General features: G+C 43.2%; 12 protein-coding genes. 5 read left to right on the top strand and 7 right to left on the bottom strand.

The annotated features are described in order from the left end of the window. Positions 1-260 precede the first annotated feature (260 nt). The 3 genes from HGJ98_RS19380 (at position 261) to HGJ98_RS19370 (ending at position 2,784) form a co-directional block, all read left to right on the top strand. Entirely contained in the window at positions 261-1,316 is a 1,056-nt protein-coding gene (locus tag HGJ98_RS19380) for a DUF6385 domain-containing protein (RefSeq protein WP_291353354.1), read from the top strand. 77 nt (positions 1,317-1,393) lie between these two features. Continuing rightward, positions 1,394-2,314, top strand: coding sequence for a DUF6385 domain-containing protein (locus tag HGJ98_RS19375; protein ID WP_291353353.1), 921 nt, complete (start codon positions 1,394-1,396; stop codon positions 2,312-2,314). A gap of 155 nt (positions 2,315-2,469) precedes the next feature. Beyond that, on the top strand, positions 2,470-2,784 hold the full coding sequence (locus HGJ98_RS19370) for a hypothetical protein (RefSeq protein ID WP_291353352.1): 315 nt from the start codon (positions 2,470-2,472) through the stop codon (positions 2,782-2,784). A 110-nt stretch (positions 2,785-2,894) separates the two neighbouring features. Here the strand turns inward: HGJ98_RS19370 and HGJ98_RS19365 are convergent, their stop codons facing one another. Genes HGJ98_RS19365 through HGJ98_RS19350 form a run of 4 tightly spaced genes read right to left on the bottom strand, consistent with a single transcriptional unit; the run spans position 2,895 to position 9,763 of the window. Further along, complete coding sequence (locus HGJ98_RS19365) at positions 2,895-4,508, bottom strand: glycosyltransferase family 2 protein (protein ID WP_291353351.1); 1,614 nt, start codon at positions 4,506-4,508, stop codon at positions 2,895-2,897. A 27-nt stretch (positions 4,509-4,535) separates the two neighbouring features. Next, entirely contained in the window at positions 4,536-6,038 is a 1,503-nt protein-coding gene (locus HGJ98_RS19360) for a TPR domain-containing glycosyltransferase (RefSeq protein WP_291353350.1), read from the bottom strand. After that, the gene (locus HGJ98_RS19355) at positions 6,028-7,791 is read right to left on the bottom strand and encodes a glycosyltransferase (RefSeq protein ID WP_291353349.1); all 1,764 of its coding nucleotides are present in this window, start codon (positions 7,789-7,791) and stop codon (positions 6,028-6,030) included. The genes HGJ98_RS19360 and HGJ98_RS19355 overlap by 11 nt, the downstream gene beginning before the upstream one ends. Beyond that, positions 7,775-9,763 (bottom strand): TPR domain-containing glycosyltransferase, encoded by a 1,989-nt coding sequence (locus tag HGJ98_RS19350; protein WP_291353348.1) that lies wholly within the window; start codon positions 9,761-9,763, stop codon positions 7,775-7,777. The genes HGJ98_RS19355 and HGJ98_RS19350 overlap by 17 nt, the downstream gene beginning before the upstream one ends. 142 nt (positions 9,764-9,905) lie before the next feature. On the opposite strand from HGJ98_RS19350, the gene HGJ98_RS19345 reads away from it, so the two are divergent. Further along, positions 9,906-10,721 carry a DUF6385 domain-containing protein gene (locus HGJ98_RS19345; RefSeq protein ID WP_291353347.1) on the top strand — a complete coding sequence of 272 codons (816 nt, stop codon included), beginning with the start codon at positions 9,906-9,908 and terminating at the stop codon, positions 10,719-10,721. Positions 10,722-10,874: 153 nt separating this feature from the next. Further along, positions 10,875-11,099, top strand: a complete 225-nt coding sequence (locus HGJ98_RS19340) for a hypothetical protein (protein WP_291353346.1) — start codon at positions 10,875-10,877, stop codon at positions 11,097-11,099. Between the two features lie 86 nt (positions 11,100-11,185). On the opposite strand, the gene HGJ98_RS19335 is transcribed toward HGJ98_RS19340, so the two are convergent. The 3 genes from HGJ98_RS19335 to HGJ98_RS19325 all read right to left on the bottom strand — a co-directional run bounded on the left by HGJ98_RS19335 (position 11,186) and on the right by HGJ98_RS19325 (position 15,058). Then, positions 11,186-12,181, bottom strand: a complete 996-nt coding sequence (locus HGJ98_RS19335; RefSeq protein WP_291353345.1) for a glycosyltransferase — start codon at positions 12,179-12,181, stop codon at positions 11,186-11,188. A 49-nt stretch (positions 12,182-12,230) separates the two neighbouring features. Further along, the gene (locus tag HGJ98_RS19330; RefSeq protein WP_291353344.1) at positions 12,231-13,181 is read right to left on the bottom strand and encodes a glycosyltransferase; all 951 of its coding nucleotides are present in this window, start codon (positions 13,179-13,181) and stop codon (positions 12,231-12,233) included. A gap of 218 nt (positions 13,182-13,399) precedes the next feature. Beyond that, the gene (locus tag HGJ98_RS19325) at positions 13,400-15,058 is read right to left on the bottom strand and encodes a hypothetical protein (protein WP_291353343.1); all 1,659 of its coding nucleotides are present in this window, start codon (positions 15,056-15,058) and stop codon (positions 13,400-13,402) included. Between the last annotated feature and the right edge of the window lie 144 nt (positions 15,059-15,202).

Raw genomic sequence — 15,202 nt, 5'->3', positions numbered from 1 at the left:
TCACAAAAATCTTCATATCCACATAAATTAAAGGGATTAGCTAGTTAATGGCTAATCCCTTTAATTTACATATCCATACATCAACCCATACTAATTGCGTGGGTTTATGATTTTTGCTTTGAGAAGCTTGTCTATTCTAGTGATATTTTAGGGTTTTAACCGATAGGATAGGTTAAAGTACTTTATTAATCGTCCGGGTTGGGTTGTAGGAGGTTTTACGTTTTGTGCCTTGAGCGAGGCGAAAGGGATGGTTAACAATTATGAAGAGAACTTTAGTGGGGACATTCAATAGAGTACCTAACGGTGATTTTTTTAAAAAAGGCAAAACCGAAGCCGATTTTCCTGAGGCCTGGTTAGAAATTGGAGGGAATTATCAATCGAGTTGGATATTCAATCAGGAACCTCATGAAAAACCATTTCTGAAGATCAGTAATAAAACGGCCCTACGAGCAGGAATCATCCAAATGCCTAATGCATCTCCCGGACTTAGAAATTCAAAGGAATGGCTAGTTAAAATTATCCTAAAAGGTGATCAGTCTAATACACAGGCGTATTTGCGCATTTACCCGATCGTTTCTAAGGGAGAAGTATTGAAGCCTTGGGATTATTCTTACCCGCTAGGGATAGAGCCAGAACAGATTAAGCAAGTCGTTAGTGCGGGGTCTGATGTTGAGTTCTTGCGTTTGGAGACTGGAATTTTAGGCCCAGGAGCATTAACAATATACAAAATAATTGCCTATTCACTTTCTCCAAATCATATGAAGAGGCGAGTAAAGAAGTCTAGGCAACAGGTCCATCAGATCAATTCTATACAGACGATTGGAGAAATCATTAAACCCATTCAGCTTGCTTCGCCAATTCCTCTCAAGATCCCAGTGAATGTCCAAGCCAATGTTAATGCTGATGTTAGAAATCTCACACCAATTCGAGATAAAGTTCAGATATTTGGAAGCAATCAAGTCCCTATAGCAACATCAGTAAGTGGTCGGGTACAAGTAGAAATTAGCGGGCACGGATTTTATGAAAGTTTAGAAGATGTTACGGCTAGTGAAACAATATCGTCCACTATTACTCGCGATATTTCGTCACTTACTCGCTGTTCCTTTGCAGTTTATAATTCTGGCAGCCAGCTTGCATACGTACAGACAGAGCTTAGCCCAGACGGCGTCCAATGGACAGAAGAGGGAACTCCAAAGAATATTCGTCCAGGAAAACTAGCCATCATTTCCCCGGAAAAGTTTTTGCGCTATACAAGATTGACCTATTGGGCTGAGACTTTAACTCGGTTAAGAATTTGGGTTCAAGCTCAAAATTGAGGATGTTTACATAACCTATTTAAATAAAACCTTGATTTATAGGTTACCAAAAATTTCTTTTTGAAGGTGGGTCGGAAATGACTGATGCGAACCAAGTCTATAATAGTCATTTCCTATTGTGGCAAGAAGGTCATCCGGACTTTCCGGATGGTTGGGCTCAAACGGGCGGAGATAGAGCGACTCGGTGGGAGTGGGTGGGCCTACCGGATGGACCGAGAGCAATTAAAATTGAGCATCCTTCGGGACCGAGAGCGGGGATTATTCTTGAAAGTAATGTCGTAATCCCTGCCGGAGAGGGACAACGATGGGAATTTCGAGTGGTTCTACAAACGGAACCCGCAGAGACTCCTTGCTATATACGAGTGTACCTCGGCGCTGTAAGTCAGTATTTATTGACCCTACGACCAGGTTCAGAGCCAGAAGACTATAGTCGAGTTTTTTCTACGCCAAACGGCGTGACAGGAATTCGAGTTGAGGTAGGGATTCTCGGCGAGGGAGTCGTCACTATTCACAAAATTCAGGGCTGGAGGCTCTACCCTAAGCGAGAATTACGGCTCGATGAAAAAGGGCAACTATATGTCCGACACATCGATTCTATTGGGAAGATCCAAGCTCCAGTCTCGGTTAGATTGGTTAGCCCAATTCCAATACCTGTGGATGTAAGAACCCCACTCCAAGTTAAAATGTCTGGAAGAAGGTATTTACAAAGTGTTGAATCAGTGACTTCATCTAATATTTCTCTGGCAACCATGCCCAAAGATGTTTCTGAGCTAAGTGCCTATTCCTATGCTGTCCATAATAACGGAACTGATGAAGTCGTGGTTCAATTGCAAATAAGTCCGGACGGAGCAACTTGGACAGCGGATGATATAGAACATGTTGTATTACCGGGAGCTCTGACAGTGTTTACCCCCAATCATTTTCTCCGTTATGTTCGCATTATTTATCGATCTCAATTGCCCAACCCTCTCATGGTCTGGTTTCAGGCTCAGGGCTGATTCGTGAGACAATTCAAAAGAGCAGCCCTCGAGTCACGAACGTTCTGGGTTTGCAGGAAGGAAACAGAAGAACCTCCCTTTGCTTCCTTGGAACACCATAAGCCCCCTGGAATATAATGTAAGAAAATAATGTGATTTACAGAGGGGAGACAGGCATGGACGGACTAGCATTGGTTTTTTTCTTAGCAGTTCTAGTAGAGAAGGTCGTTGAGATCTTTAAGGATATAGTTTATGCTATCCCAGTTTTTCCGGATAAGTTTAGACCACTTACTTTGGAAGTATTGAGCTTAGCTTGTGGTGTAGTTCTTGCATTTCAGAGCGACATTAATGCCTTAGAACTATTGGATGTTAAGATTTCTACTCCTGGGATAGGTATAGTGATCACGGGACTGGTAATAGGAAAGGGAGCAAATTTTGCTCATGATTTTTTCCATACCTTCGGCAAGAACAATAAGACTATAGGGCGGTGAGGCGTTCAAAAGGTGTCCGAATCCAGTCTCAAGATTTAGGTCCGAATATGGTTTCTTAGGTTAACTGGATTTGGACAAGTATAGATTTAGATATGAAAGTACCCTTTTTACTACTGTTTCCATTGTACCAAATGAGGAGTAGGATCTAAGATCGAGCGATAGTGTTCTAAATTACCATAGGTGCCGTTAGGATCAAGCTTTTTATAACGATAGTATTTTGCCAAGCGGTCTTGGGGTCTGACCCAACCGAGGTGTTTAATTCTAAGGGGGCTAGTGCTTCCGCGTAAGTCTGTAATATTCATGGGGAACCTCCCGCAATGCTGAGGGGTTTCTTGCCATTTTGCTTGGAAATCCGGAATGTTGCGTACGATAAAGGGGCGATACCATTTGTGGGCCTGCCAAAGTGAATCTTCACGGTAGTAGTTTTCTGTCCAAAGATCGAAGAGCCTAAAACTAACATAATCTATATCTGAAGAGTACTCTAATAACTCACGCAGCTGCTTAGGACCATCTTCTTCGAACATCTCGTCAGCGTCTAAAATAATAATCCATTCTGAATGGGTGCTCACGGCCATTTCCCAGAGTTGTTTACGAAGGAGTATCTCGTTATAGAACTGAGGTTCTTCGTTAGAGAGGAGAGTTAAGGGGATTCCCTGGAGGATTTCTTGACATAGCTGGATAGTATTATCTTCGCTGGCATCGTCTAATAGAACGGCATGATCTATATACTCTGTGGCCTGTTTCAGAACCCTTTCTAGATATCGTCCGGATTCATTATGAACTAACATTCCAAGCGTGATTCTGCCGGGGATTATCCTCTGTTTAGAATTTACCTGGGATTGATCCAATCGCGAGATCCCCACCGAAGTCTCGTTGTTTATTTCTAGCTGAACGATTTCACTAAAAGGAGTCGCTTGCGTCTTGGCACAAGACAGGTTTTCAATATACTCTTGCAGTTTATCAAGTTCAGATTCACGGTAGATATGAAAAGGCGGGTAGTAGGTATCAGCATAAAGTTCTAGACCTAAGGCTGCAGCCCTTATACAAAAGTGTCGGTCTTCTCCGGTAAGTCCTAGGTTGTATAGTTCGCCGAAGGATACTCCTCGCCTGAGGGCTTGCTGACTAATGAGGGTACAGGCCCCTAACCCACCGACTTTATAGGTGCCTGGTTGGGAAAGCATATGCAGAAATTCTTGAGTTCGTTTAGTTATTTCCGCTTCACTGAGTGGCTCTCTTCTCGATTCATATAAAGTATACTGATCCTCCATCCACACTTGGGGTAGAGGGATAAGTTCAGGTTTCCAGCGGGTCCAAAAGACTTCAGAGACGATGTCTTTTTTTAGCGAAAGCAAATGGGTCAGAGTCTTAGGATTTAGGTAGAGATCAGAGTCTACGAGAAAAAGGTAATCATATCCTTCATCGAGGGCTATTTCAATAAACTTATCCTTATAACCAGCTACTTTCCAGATTAGGTCCTCCCGCCAATGGTGGGTGGACTCGTCACAGAGGTAAGTGCTCTTTGTTTTGGTATCGCCTGGGAGAATTCGGACATTAGGACGCTCCTTGGCAAAGCGAGAGAGCAGATGATGGTCATTATGATCATCAATAAAGATATAATCAAGCGCCACTCCGCTAGTCTCTAAGCGGATGATTGAAGTTAGAAATTCAGAAAGGATTCCTTCATGTTGCTTGACAGGACTGGCTAGGAGAACACGACAGATCATAATTTTAGCTCCTTCCAGAAACTGAATTTATATTAATTTACTCTTGCAATCGGCTAAGTGACATAGAATCAAGAACGCTTTTTTCAGTGTGGTATTAACTTGGCTTATAACATGGAAATTTCTAAGGGTTGCGTCTTTCATCAAGCCCCTGCGACATAACTCAATTTCCTTAAGCGCAAGTACCAAGCATTGGCGGGCAACCTTTTGAGATATATCAGAATTGGATACGGTTGCACTATACTCCAAAACCTGTAGGAGATGATTAATGTCTAAGAGTTCCTGATGACAAAAAGGGGGGGTATTAATGGTTCGGTAGAACGATAAAAGATACATAACAAGGTAGAGTTCTGAGTTCATACTGGTCATCCGAGGAAGCAAAAATTGCCAGGATTCAGCTTTTGGCCAGTTATCAACAAGCAAGGTGCGTTCAAATAAACAATCAATTGGATAACCCTTACGAATCAACTCAATATACTGCTGTATTGAATAAGTCGACGTAGGCGTAGCTTCTAGGGCACGAGTGTAAGCATCTTGAGCTTGGGGAAAATTCCCGGCAGATTGATGGGCGTCGCCAAGCAGACAGTTTACCTGGCAAGGGGTTGCTAATTGCGTAGTTCCGATAGAAAGTGACTCTGCGAAGTCCTCAGCCGCTTGATTGTAATTCGATTGTTGAAGGTAGGCAAGTCCACGAAGATAGAGTAAATCTGCTTGATCCGGATACATTGTCAAAGCCTTACCTAAAAAGTCTATTAATTGGGATGCTTCTTCAAGACGGAGATAGCCAAGTGCAATATTCAGAAGTACATCTTCAAAGTACCCCTCATTACCTGACAGGCGTGTTAGGGCTTTAGTTAGGTGATTTAGCCCCTCGAGGATAGAGTCTTGTTGATAGTATTCAAGCCCAAGGCAGTAGAGGAGGAATGGATTATCTGGACCCCGCTTGAGTTCCTGACGAATGATTTCGCTGTTTCGAGAAAACTTTTCCTTAGACACTTGACGATCTTTAAGGTAACCATAGTGATGAATTGTGAGTGGAACCGAAGCTAAACCGCTGCCGTTATTGACTCTAAGAATAGAAGGGGCCACTTGTTCATGAATAGCTCCCTCAAATCGATAATCAATTCTATTGCGAAATAAGCGTACAACCTGATCTTTAGATGCACTTGTTGTTGAGTCAAGATGATTAAGGACTCGAAGAAAATATCCTTCGACCTGGCTGTCGTTTAAAAGTTTGTTGAAGGATAGAGGATCTATTGCTTCGAGAACTTCATCAGCATCTAGGACAATAATCCAATCCGAAGCAGCTTGTTCTAGGGAGAAGTTCCTGGCGGCTGCAAAGTCCTTCGTCCATTCTATATGAAACAGTTTTGCGCCTGCTGCAAGAGCTAATTGAGGAGTATGATCGATACTTCCTGTATCCACCACGATGAGCTCATCCGCTAAATCTCGGACGCTTTGGATCGCAGCCAATAAACAGTCTTCTTCATCTTTGACGATCATACATAAGCTAACAGTTGCTTTAGTTTTCATGAATAACCATCATCTTTCTACCACCATATTTACTAGTAAATTGACTCTCCAGGTCCTGTAAGCGTTGGTCATAGTCACTGAGAAGCCACTGGAAACCCTCCTCAGTGGCTTTTATGAGTGTTTCAAGGGCAAGGCAGTAACTGTCAACCATAGGGTTATGGAAGAACTCATGAGATTGATAACGCTTACAATCAACGAACAGTTCAGTAGTTACTCCGAAAAGTTCCTTCTCTCGAACGTTTCGCGGAAAGGGAGGGAGAGGTTGATGTTGTATAAGCCGGATTAACCATAGAAAAATATGAGCCTCACCACGGGTCAAATGATTTCCCCAAAGCTTAATAGCCATGGTTCTAGCTTCCGGTAAATCATCGAGCAAGATAAGTGCGACGATTGAGAGTATTTGGGCAGAGTTATAATGAGGGCTTTGACTTGATATTTGGCGTAAAACGTTAAACCCCGTTTGAATTCTGCCAGAATAAATACAATACTTGCCGTAGAAAAAAGAGAAGCCCTCATTTTGACCTTGGTCTTTATGACTTTCCAAACAGCAAAAGGCTTGCTCTACATGATTGGAGCGGAAAAAAAGCTCGGCCGAGGTCAGGCAAAGTAGGGGATCCTCAAACAATCCTAAATCCTCTAGACGGTGATAACAAAACGCGGGACCTTTATCACTAAGCAGGTTTAAAAAAAGAGAATATAGGGGGAAGTGGTACTTCGGGTTGAGCTTAAGGGCCGTTTCATAAGCCTCTCTTGCTTCGAGTAGCCCTCCAATCCTTTCATAACAGAAGCCTAAGTGATAGTAAGCAGAAAAACTTTCCGTACCTGTAATATGACTAAGCACTGCTGGGGGGCGACCGCAAGAAATTGCCTGATTAAACCATTTCAGTGCAATGGAATATTCTTCTTTTTCTTCGAGCAAAAGTCCGCCAAGAAAGAACAGATCCGTAAAGTTTGGATAGTGTACGCTGGTTTCCAGACATAGAGCGAGAGCTTCGTCAAGATGATCTAACTCTTTTAAGCAGAGGAGGAGATATTTTAGAGCAGGAGCTCGAAAAAGCAGGTGATCATCGCTTAGAGTATGATAGGCCTTTTGCAAGAAGGGGAGAGCATATCCTGCCTTACCTAACATGAGCCACTCGACCCCTAGGTAATAATGTAAAAAGGGATTATCAGGCTCTTCACAGGAGGCTTTTTTCAGCAAGGTAAGGTTACGATTTCGTTTACGATGACGGAGTTTCAGTGGTAGAAATCTATGCTTTATGATAAGGTCTCTAGCTATACCGACGTCGTGTTGATCTGGAAGGGAGACCTGTTCATGAATTTTACCAACATACTTATATCTCCCGTTGTTTCTAAACAACCTGAGCACATAAAACGTATTGTATTCTTGTGCAGAATCCGAAATTGGGTTAAGAAGAGGAAGCAGGAATGATTCTTTATCGTTTTCTCGATTTATCAGGGAACGAAGATTGTCTTGATCTTGGCAGATAACTTGTTCGTCCGCATCTAGCGCCAAGATCCAGTCACCAGAGGCATGTTCAATAGCAAAATTACGGGCGGCACTAAAATCATTTTGCCAAGAAAGGAAGTATACATTTGAAGTGTAACGCTGAGCAATGCTAACAGTATCATCGGTGGATCCAGTATCGACAATAACGATTTCATCAACCAAATCTTTAACGCTGTCCAGGCAATTGGCTATATGATCTGATTCGTTTTTTACGATCATCGTGAGGCTAATCCGTTGCTTCATGGTTGGACGAGACCTCCTCTAGTAACTTCCTAAAAATGTCGTTCTCTGGGTGCTTTTCTAAGGCTTCCTTGAGAATGGTCTGTCGCCAAGCGGTATAGAGCTCGATAAGACGGACGTAGTAGCTAGGAGTGTCCGGGTCTAATTCGAGAGCATGTTTATAATGTTGTTCAGCTTCGGAAAGCCGTCCTAGGTGAGAGAATATCTCGGCAAGCCGGAAATGAGCTTCTGCTGAGGGATCTGCTTCAAGAACGGTTTGTACAAATGGAATGGCTCTGCTTTCCTCTCCATAATCCACAAAGATTTGGGCAATTTTCAAAGAGTAGTCTGCTAAGCTTTTAGGATGAAGGGCCTTTAAGAAAAACATCGCGCGTTCGATTTCTTGCATAGCAACCAAACGCTGGAAAATATCAAGCAGAAGCAACATCCCCTCCGGCCCTAAAATTAATTGCGGAGGAGGTGCTGTTTTTTTAATAAACATGGGGAAGAGGGAGAGTACTCTTTCGGTATCTTCTGCTAAGCCAAGGGCGTGAAGTTCTTGCCAAAGGGTACGAACTTTCTGAGGTTTATTCTGAATCCAGAAGCAAAAGAGCCTATTAACCGTGGCTATGGGGTATTCTGGGCTTTCCCTAGAGAAGTCTTCAAGAAGTCTTACGGCTTCAAAGAACCGTCGCTTCTGAATCAGACAAATCGCTTTTCTAAGTTTAAGATCTGATGAAACAGGGAACCCATCCTCAGCTTGGTCCAAGTAGTGCAGGGCGAGGTCATAGGCACCGTGCCTAAAATAGATGTCCCCCATAAGACGGTTGGCCATTGGAGTGCAGAAATCGCAAACCTTTTCTAAGCATTCCATCGTATAAGTCGGTTCTTTGGTTGGTTTTAGAATATGAACTAGGTGTTCCAAAGCATGGGTAAAGTGCGCATTGTCACGAAGGCTAAAGAGGTAGTACTTGAGAGCTTCCTCTTCATCTAAAAAGGCCTCGGCGATTTGCGCCAGATAGTAATAGGAACGAAAACCCCTGACTCCGCCAAAGGAAGCATATTGAGGTGGTTGCTCAGGCATAGTGAGTGCTTGAAGAAAGGCCTTTCTTGCTGGAGAATAGCGCTTTAAATCAAGTAAGATGAGACCCGTATAAAAGTAAAGATCTGCATAGTCCGGGAAGAGCCTAAGCCCTAGGGCAGCAGTATTAAGTGCCTCTTGTGGTTGGCCTGAAGATTGTTGGGCCATTACGATATAGCGAATGAGTTTGGGAAGGTAGATCGTATTCGGGTCAATATCTGTTGCAGACTGGATAAAGACCCTAGCAGCTTCTGAATAGCGCTCAGCGCGAAAAAGCTCAACCCCATAATGATATTGAAGTAAGCGATTCGTGGGGTTTAACTCAAGTTCTTTTTCAATCAACCTTAGGTTGCGTGATTTTTTATCTTTTTGCTTTATCACTTCGTCTAAATAACCATGATGAATGATCGTAAGATTTTCAGCGATCTGGTAACAGGCTTTTGGGTTTTTCTGCAAAATGACATCAGCGATCTGTTCATGAATTGCTCCATGAAAGCGGTACTCACGTTTGTTGCGGAAGAGCCGAAACACAAGATCAGGGACAGTCTCGATCCAGCCTTCCTTTCCAAGATGATTTATGATTTTGACAAAGTATCCTTCAACTGCTTTATTTTTAATTAAGGGGATTAAAATCTCCCGACTATTAGGCGATAACTCTTCATCAGCGTCTAAAAATAAAATCCAATCCCCATGAGCCAGCTCTAAAGAGGCATTTCGAGCATCACTGAAATTATTATTCCAAAGGAAATGATGAATAACTGCGCCATATTGGCGAGCGATTTCACAGGTAGAATCGGTTGATCCTGTGTCGACAACAATGATCTCATCGGCAATACCAGATACACTCTTTAAACACCTACCTAAGTTTAGAGCTTCATTTTTGACAATCATACATATACTGATCTTTTCCGCCATAACTTGTCTGCCTCGCATCTCTTTCTAGTTTTAATACTATATGCATACAAAAACTGAAACTTTACGTCGAGAAAGAGAATAACATGTTAGTAATGCGATCTGGATAAATATGGATCGTTACGAAAGAGAGGGAATGTAAGGCATGGCGAATTTTAAGATTTTTCAAGACAACCCCGATCAGGCAAAGGTCAAGATATTCGGGAGTAATAACACCGCATTAAACACGGACGCCTCGGGTAACCTGACGATCACTTCTACAGGTTTAGCAATTACGTCGCCACTTGACGGCTTAGCAATTACGTCAACGGGTTTAGCAATTACTGCTCCGACGAATGGCTTGACAATCACTGCGGCAGCAGAAGGGCTCGCGATTACCCCGCCAACGGGTGGTTTGGCAATTACTCCGCCAACGGACGGCTTAGCAATCACGTCAACGGGTTTGGCAATCACCGCTCCGACGAATGGCTTGACAGTTACCGCACCGGCAGAAGGGCTCGCGATCACTCCGCCCACAGGTGGTTTATCGATTACCCCGCCAACCGATGGCTTAACAATTACGTCAACTGGTTTAGCGATTACCGCGCCGACCGGCGGTCTGCTTATCACATCTGCAGGACTACCCATTATTAGTGCAACGACAGATGTATCCGCTACCCTAGCAAATATTACTGATACTGCAGGGAGTGGGGACACGACCTATACCGTCCTAGGTATTGAAACCTGGACCTTTGGTGTTGTTAATGAATCATTAGCTGAAAACGCGCAGGCTCTTGTGACAATGCAGATCAGCCCAGATGGGACACACTGGTTAGATGAAGCTGGACCGGTTACGATTAATCAGAACTCCTTGACTACGTTAGTTTCTTCGATATTTCTAAAGTATGCCAGAGTCTATTATAGTGCTGTGAATGCAGCCAGTGCGGTAACCTTGAATATATTCTTCCAAGGGGAATTGTAGAATAAGAAGCAAATGGAGACCAGACATTCTGGTCTCCTCTTTTTTGGATATAATGTTGTTAACTTGTTAACTGAATAATTCGAGTCAATTAACCCCCAAAAGACATAGACTATTATCACTAAGAGGATAGACATAAATATAGGGGGTACAAATATGGCACAATCCAGCTGCATGAAATGTGGGAACAACCAGTTTGAGGTAGTCCACGCCAATAATCTTGAAGGAACGACACGAGCCGTGCTCTTTGTACAATGCACAAACTGTGGATCCGTGGTTGGGGTTCTGGATTTCTTGAATGTTAGCATTAAAGCAGAACGCATGAAAAATGATCTCAGGACTTTAGCAGAAAAAGCATTGGATCGTATTAAAGATATTTAGGGTGGAGAAGCAAGTATAAAAGACACTCACTTAGAAAAAGTGGGTGTCTTTTATCTCAGAATGGACGAAGAAGGTATATCTGCTCCTTAGTTAAGGACTTTATGATAAGCTTCTAAGGTTATTTCAGCTACTCTCGACCAAGAATAGTGTTTATGTATGTGCTGCATTAACGGTTCGGGAGAGGCATTGTAGGATAGCTCAAGGGCAGTTCGCAAACTAGCGTCATCAAGGGGATGGACATAGAGGGCCATATCCTGGAAGTATTCCTTGGGGCTTCCTTGATCTGTTGTAATTACAACTGTCCCGCAGGCGCTGGCTTCTAAGCTGGAAAGTCCAGGGGTTTCAAACCAACTCGGCAGAGCATGAGCCTTGGCTGCCGAATAAGCTGAAGCAAGAAGCTCCCCCTGCAGAGTCCCAATATGGATGACGTTTGAATAATCCGTCACAATCTTATAATAATTTTGATCATTAACTGGTCCTAACAGAACGAGAGATAGACCAAGTTCGTGACATGTTTTTGCTAACCAATGTTGATTTTTACGAGGGGATATTCGAGCGGCACAAAGAACAAATTCTTCAGGAAGATCAGGGAACTGTTCCCGGAAACGATGAGGAGTTGCTCCGATGAAGGAATCTGGAAACCCATTGGGTACTACCTGATAAGGGGCCAGCTTGAGAAAGTCTTGTTGAAGAACCTCCATTTCAATCTGACTATTAGGTAGTAAGAGATCACATCCTCCCAAGAGGCGGGCTCGCATGGGTTGCATATGTTTCCAGACTGCTAAGGCATTAGAGCTTGCCCCTTCGCGCTTAAGGTATGCATTAGGTGGCCAATAAATAGGAGATATAATAATTCTTTTTGCCTGTTTTTGGGCATTGAGAAAAAACATATAGCTCTCTTTAATGCGAGTTATATTGAAAATATGAACAAGGTCATAGGGAGAAAGATCGATATTGGGATCTGTTGATAGATGCACTTCGATACCAAGGTTTTTAAGCCCTTGCCCGGTTGAAACTATTTGAACAGTATCCCCGGCAGGGTTTTTCATGAAGTCCGGGCGAGCCTGGAAAAGTACTTTCATAAAGATTCCCCCAACAAACTGTTTTCCAACGCCTAAACGGCTAAATAGCCTATAATCCTTGAAGGTATTTAAGGACGGATTGAATGCGGTGCTGATAAGTGTGATTGCGGTATACTTCTTCCCGTCCTTGACGCGCGATCTTTTGTCGTAGGTCTTCTCGGCTAAGGTAAAAACGTACAAGCTCTAACGTTTCATCAGGATGGCGACTCCAGACGAGATGAACATGGTTCTTAAAAAAGTTTTCTAGGGCAGGAGTCCAGTGCGTTAGAAAAAAGGCTCCACACCCTAAGGCCTCAAAGGTCCTCATGCTCATCATTGTGGGAGAGTCTATCACAGAGTGTAAACCTAGAACGATTTTGGCTGAGGAGTAAGCGTTCGGTAATCGGTCATAAGGCAAATATCCTTGATATACATTGGGTTCTAAGATGTAACCGTCCGTATTCGATAGCCAGTGTTCGTTGCCGAAGACTTTTAAATCAAACTGTTTAGATAGTAAAGGAGTAAGGAGTGTTTCTAGCCCAACTCTCCTTTGAGGATACGAGGTATAGTAATTAGCAACTAGAAGTAAGTCGCAAGTAAACTCTGGCGATGGCGTTAAAGGGCGGTGAAAGGATGGATTACAGGCAAAGTGAAAATAATGCGCTCGTATTCGTTCCCGTTTATAAAGGGGAAGGCATTCCTGAGCGGGAGTAAGAACAAGACTAGCTCCGCGTGCCAAAGGACGAGACATACGGAGCCAATCGGGAGGATCATCAATAGCCCAATAAACGAGAGGTAGACGATAACGGCGTAATAAAGGAAATAGCTTTTGAGCCACCGTGGAAATGGAAACGCCCTCTGCTAAGGCAAAGGTTGGCTTCCAAGTCCGAAGCAGTGAGCTCAAACGGTCTTCCCAACCAGATAGATGAACTGGAATATAACGAATGTCATCCAATGGGGAAAAACCTGAAGCTAAACCCTGGCATAATAAGGAGGAATCATTCAAGAATAGAACGTTCATTGACTAATCTCTCCATTGATGTTTTGATTGTTCAATAGTTACTTCCAAAGTTTTAATCAGAGTTGCAGAGTTAATTCGGTATCGCTGAGCAGCCTGCTCAACGCTCATATTGAGTAATTGTTTCGCCCCTCAACCAGATGTCAGAATTCCGAACTTACGAAACGTTTTGGCTGTCTGAGGATATTTGCATAGAATGTCTGCAATATTGGTGGTTAAATCTAGGTGATCCATTTATTCCAAAAACCTCCTTTAACTTTAGCATCAACCGTTTGGGATTGAAGTTGAGAAATCTGTGTTTCGAGTTTTTCAAGGGAAGAATCACTCTCTTCTTGTTTGTCTAGCATGACCCGAAGAACTTGGGAGAGGCTTTGAGTTTCCTTCTCAAGATTAGACATAGCTTCCTTGACTGGTTCGAGTTCATCAATGGGCGTTGGATCAGGTTCTTGTTTAGCTTGAAGTGCATTTTCTGAGATCACGTTCATTATTTCATCAAACTTGGAGAGCATGTTATGAACCGCAAGGTTAAGAAGCGTGTTTTCTTGTTCGAGATGAGCGACGGTTTTAATTAAAGATTGGAGTTGGTCGTTTTCTTGTTTTTCTTCAAGTGCTTCGAGTTTGTCAGTTTCCGGAACCTCAGTTTCTTCGGGTATTGTTTCAGATGTCTGAGGGGCTTCGACAAAGCCAAGGGATTCGCATGTATTTGCCTCTTCGGAAACCACCGAAGTTTGAGCTGCATTTAGTATTTCAGGAAGGTTAGATTCTTCGAAGACTTCAGGCATCGAGGAATTATTGGTTGACTTTGGATGAGGTGAATTTGCGTCACGTAAGTTTATGGCTGTTGGGACGTCGGGGCTTATTGTTTCCGCGATTGAAACCGATGGGTGAGGGTCACTGTGGGGAGCTGGTTGTTCTGGATAGAAGGCTGGTACGGGTGGAGGGGTTAGGCTTGGAGAAGCCATTGAGATAGGAGCGGTGAATTGATTTGGGAGAGATTGATAGGGAGAAGGAGCGGGAGGTTGCAAGTTAACCGTGAACCCTAGTTCCCGGTAATATGCTGGAGCATGTTTCGCAGTTTGGTCTTCTAACCAGAACGTTTGATGAAAATATTTTCTACCTCTATGAACCCATTTTAGGCGTTGATTAAAAGGGTTATGTGACGAAATTAGTTTCCACCCTTTTCCATCGTTTTGCATGAGAACAGCTTCTCCTGAATTGACGAGCAACCACAGAACTCCGCCTATTTCCAAGGCTCCAATATTTTTACAGGAAGAGTTAAAGGTTTTGATCGGAGCTATTGACGGATGCCAAGTGCTGGCTAGTTCATGGGCATCTATTTGCTGTGCTGAGCGGAGTTCGAACTGCCCAGTTGGTGTTTTAACGACCCAAAAAAGATGATGAGCATTGTCAGTTGTCATGAGAGCAGCCATATCCACGACTTCACCAGGTATTTTCAGTGTTTCGGTTGGAGATCCCCATAGATGAAATGTTCCATTAAAGCGGTTGGTAAAGAGCAGCGAATGACGCCCTTGGAAAGTTAAGGAGCAAATATGAAGGTTGCCTTGACTATCTAAGTTAACATGGTAAAGGGGTTCTCGCGGGTGAACGACCTCTCCCATATGTGTACTCTTCCAGGAAGCGCCGTTCCAAAAACGATGTTCGATACGCCATAGTTCTGGAATGGATTGGTGAGTAGAAGCATAAAAAATATGTATTACCTTGCCTTGAGGAAAAAGAAAAAGCCTGCCATATCGTGTGCCTCGTACATCCAGTTTAGCAATTAAGGTCGTTTGAGGCGTACCTGCACCAGAAATAAGGGTATAGCACAGATCTCCACTAGATTTAAGTAAGACCAGATGGACAGTCTTAGAATCAGTCATAATGCCATGGGCTAGTAGTAGAGGTTCTTGAATTTTAAAAGAGGGTTCCGGATTGTTGTCAAAAAACAGCGCACAACCCTGAGGATCTATATGTAGGTATGAAGAGTCATTTTCATAGGTTAAGAGGAGGGGGCTTAACGTATT

It is taken from the genome of Desulfosporosinus sp., from assembly GCF_014237355.1.
In the GTDB taxonomy this organism is placed as follows: Bacteria; Bacillota; Desulfitobacteriia; order Desulfitobacteriales; family Desulfitobacteriaceae; genus Desulfosporosinus.
Note: the sequence above shows the minus strand (reverse complement) of the source record. Positions and strands in the feature narration are given on the sequence as shown.

Bases quoted from the DNA above. Each gene is read 5' to 3' on its own strand.
- HGJ98_RS19330 (WP_291353344.1), bottom strand. From the start codon at position 13,181: ATGAACGTTCTATTCTTGAATGATTCCTCCTTATTATGCCAGGGTTTA.
- HGJ98_RS19375 (WP_291353353.1), top strand. From the start codon at position 1,394: ATGACTGATGCGAACCAAGTCTATAATAGTCATTTCCTATTGTGGCAA.
- HGJ98_RS19380 (WP_291353354.1), top strand. From the start codon at position 261: ATGAAGAGAACTTTAGTGGGGACATTCAATAGAGTACCTAACGGTGAT.
- HGJ98_RS19370 (WP_291353352.1), top strand. From the start codon at position 2,470: ATGGACGGACTAGCATTGGTTTTTTTCTTAGCAGTTCTAGTAGAGAAG.
- HGJ98_RS19340 (WP_291353346.1), top strand. From the start codon at position 10,875: ATGGCACAATCCAGCTGCATGAAATGTGGGAACAACCAGTTTGAGGTA.
- HGJ98_RS19325 (WP_291353343.1), bottom strand. From the start codon at position 15,058: ATGACTGATTCTAAGACTGTCCATCTGGTCTTACTTAAATCTAGTGGA.
- HGJ98_RS19360 (WP_291353350.1), bottom strand. From the start codon at position 6,038: ATGAAAACTAAAGCAACTGTTAGCTTATGTATGATCGTCAAAGATGAA.
- HGJ98_RS19350 (WP_291353348.1), bottom strand. From the start codon at position 9,763: ATGGCGGAAAAGATCAGTATATGTATGATTGTCAAAAATGAAGCTCTA.
- HGJ98_RS19355 (WP_291353349.1), bottom strand. From the start codon at position 7,791: ATGAAGCAACGGATTAGCCTCACGATGATCGTAAAAAACGAATCAGAT.
- HGJ98_RS19335 (WP_291353345.1), bottom strand. From the start codon at position 12,181: ATGAAAGTACTTTTCCAGGCTCGCCCGGACTTCATGAAAAACCCTGCC.
- HGJ98_RS19345 (WP_291353347.1), top strand. From the start codon at position 9,906: ATGGCGAATTTTAAGATTTTTCAAGACAACCCCGATCAGGCAAAGGTC.
- HGJ98_RS19365 (WP_291353351.1), bottom strand. From the start codon at position 4,508: ATGATCTGTCGTGTTCTCCTAGCCAGTCCTGTCAAGCAACATGAAGGA.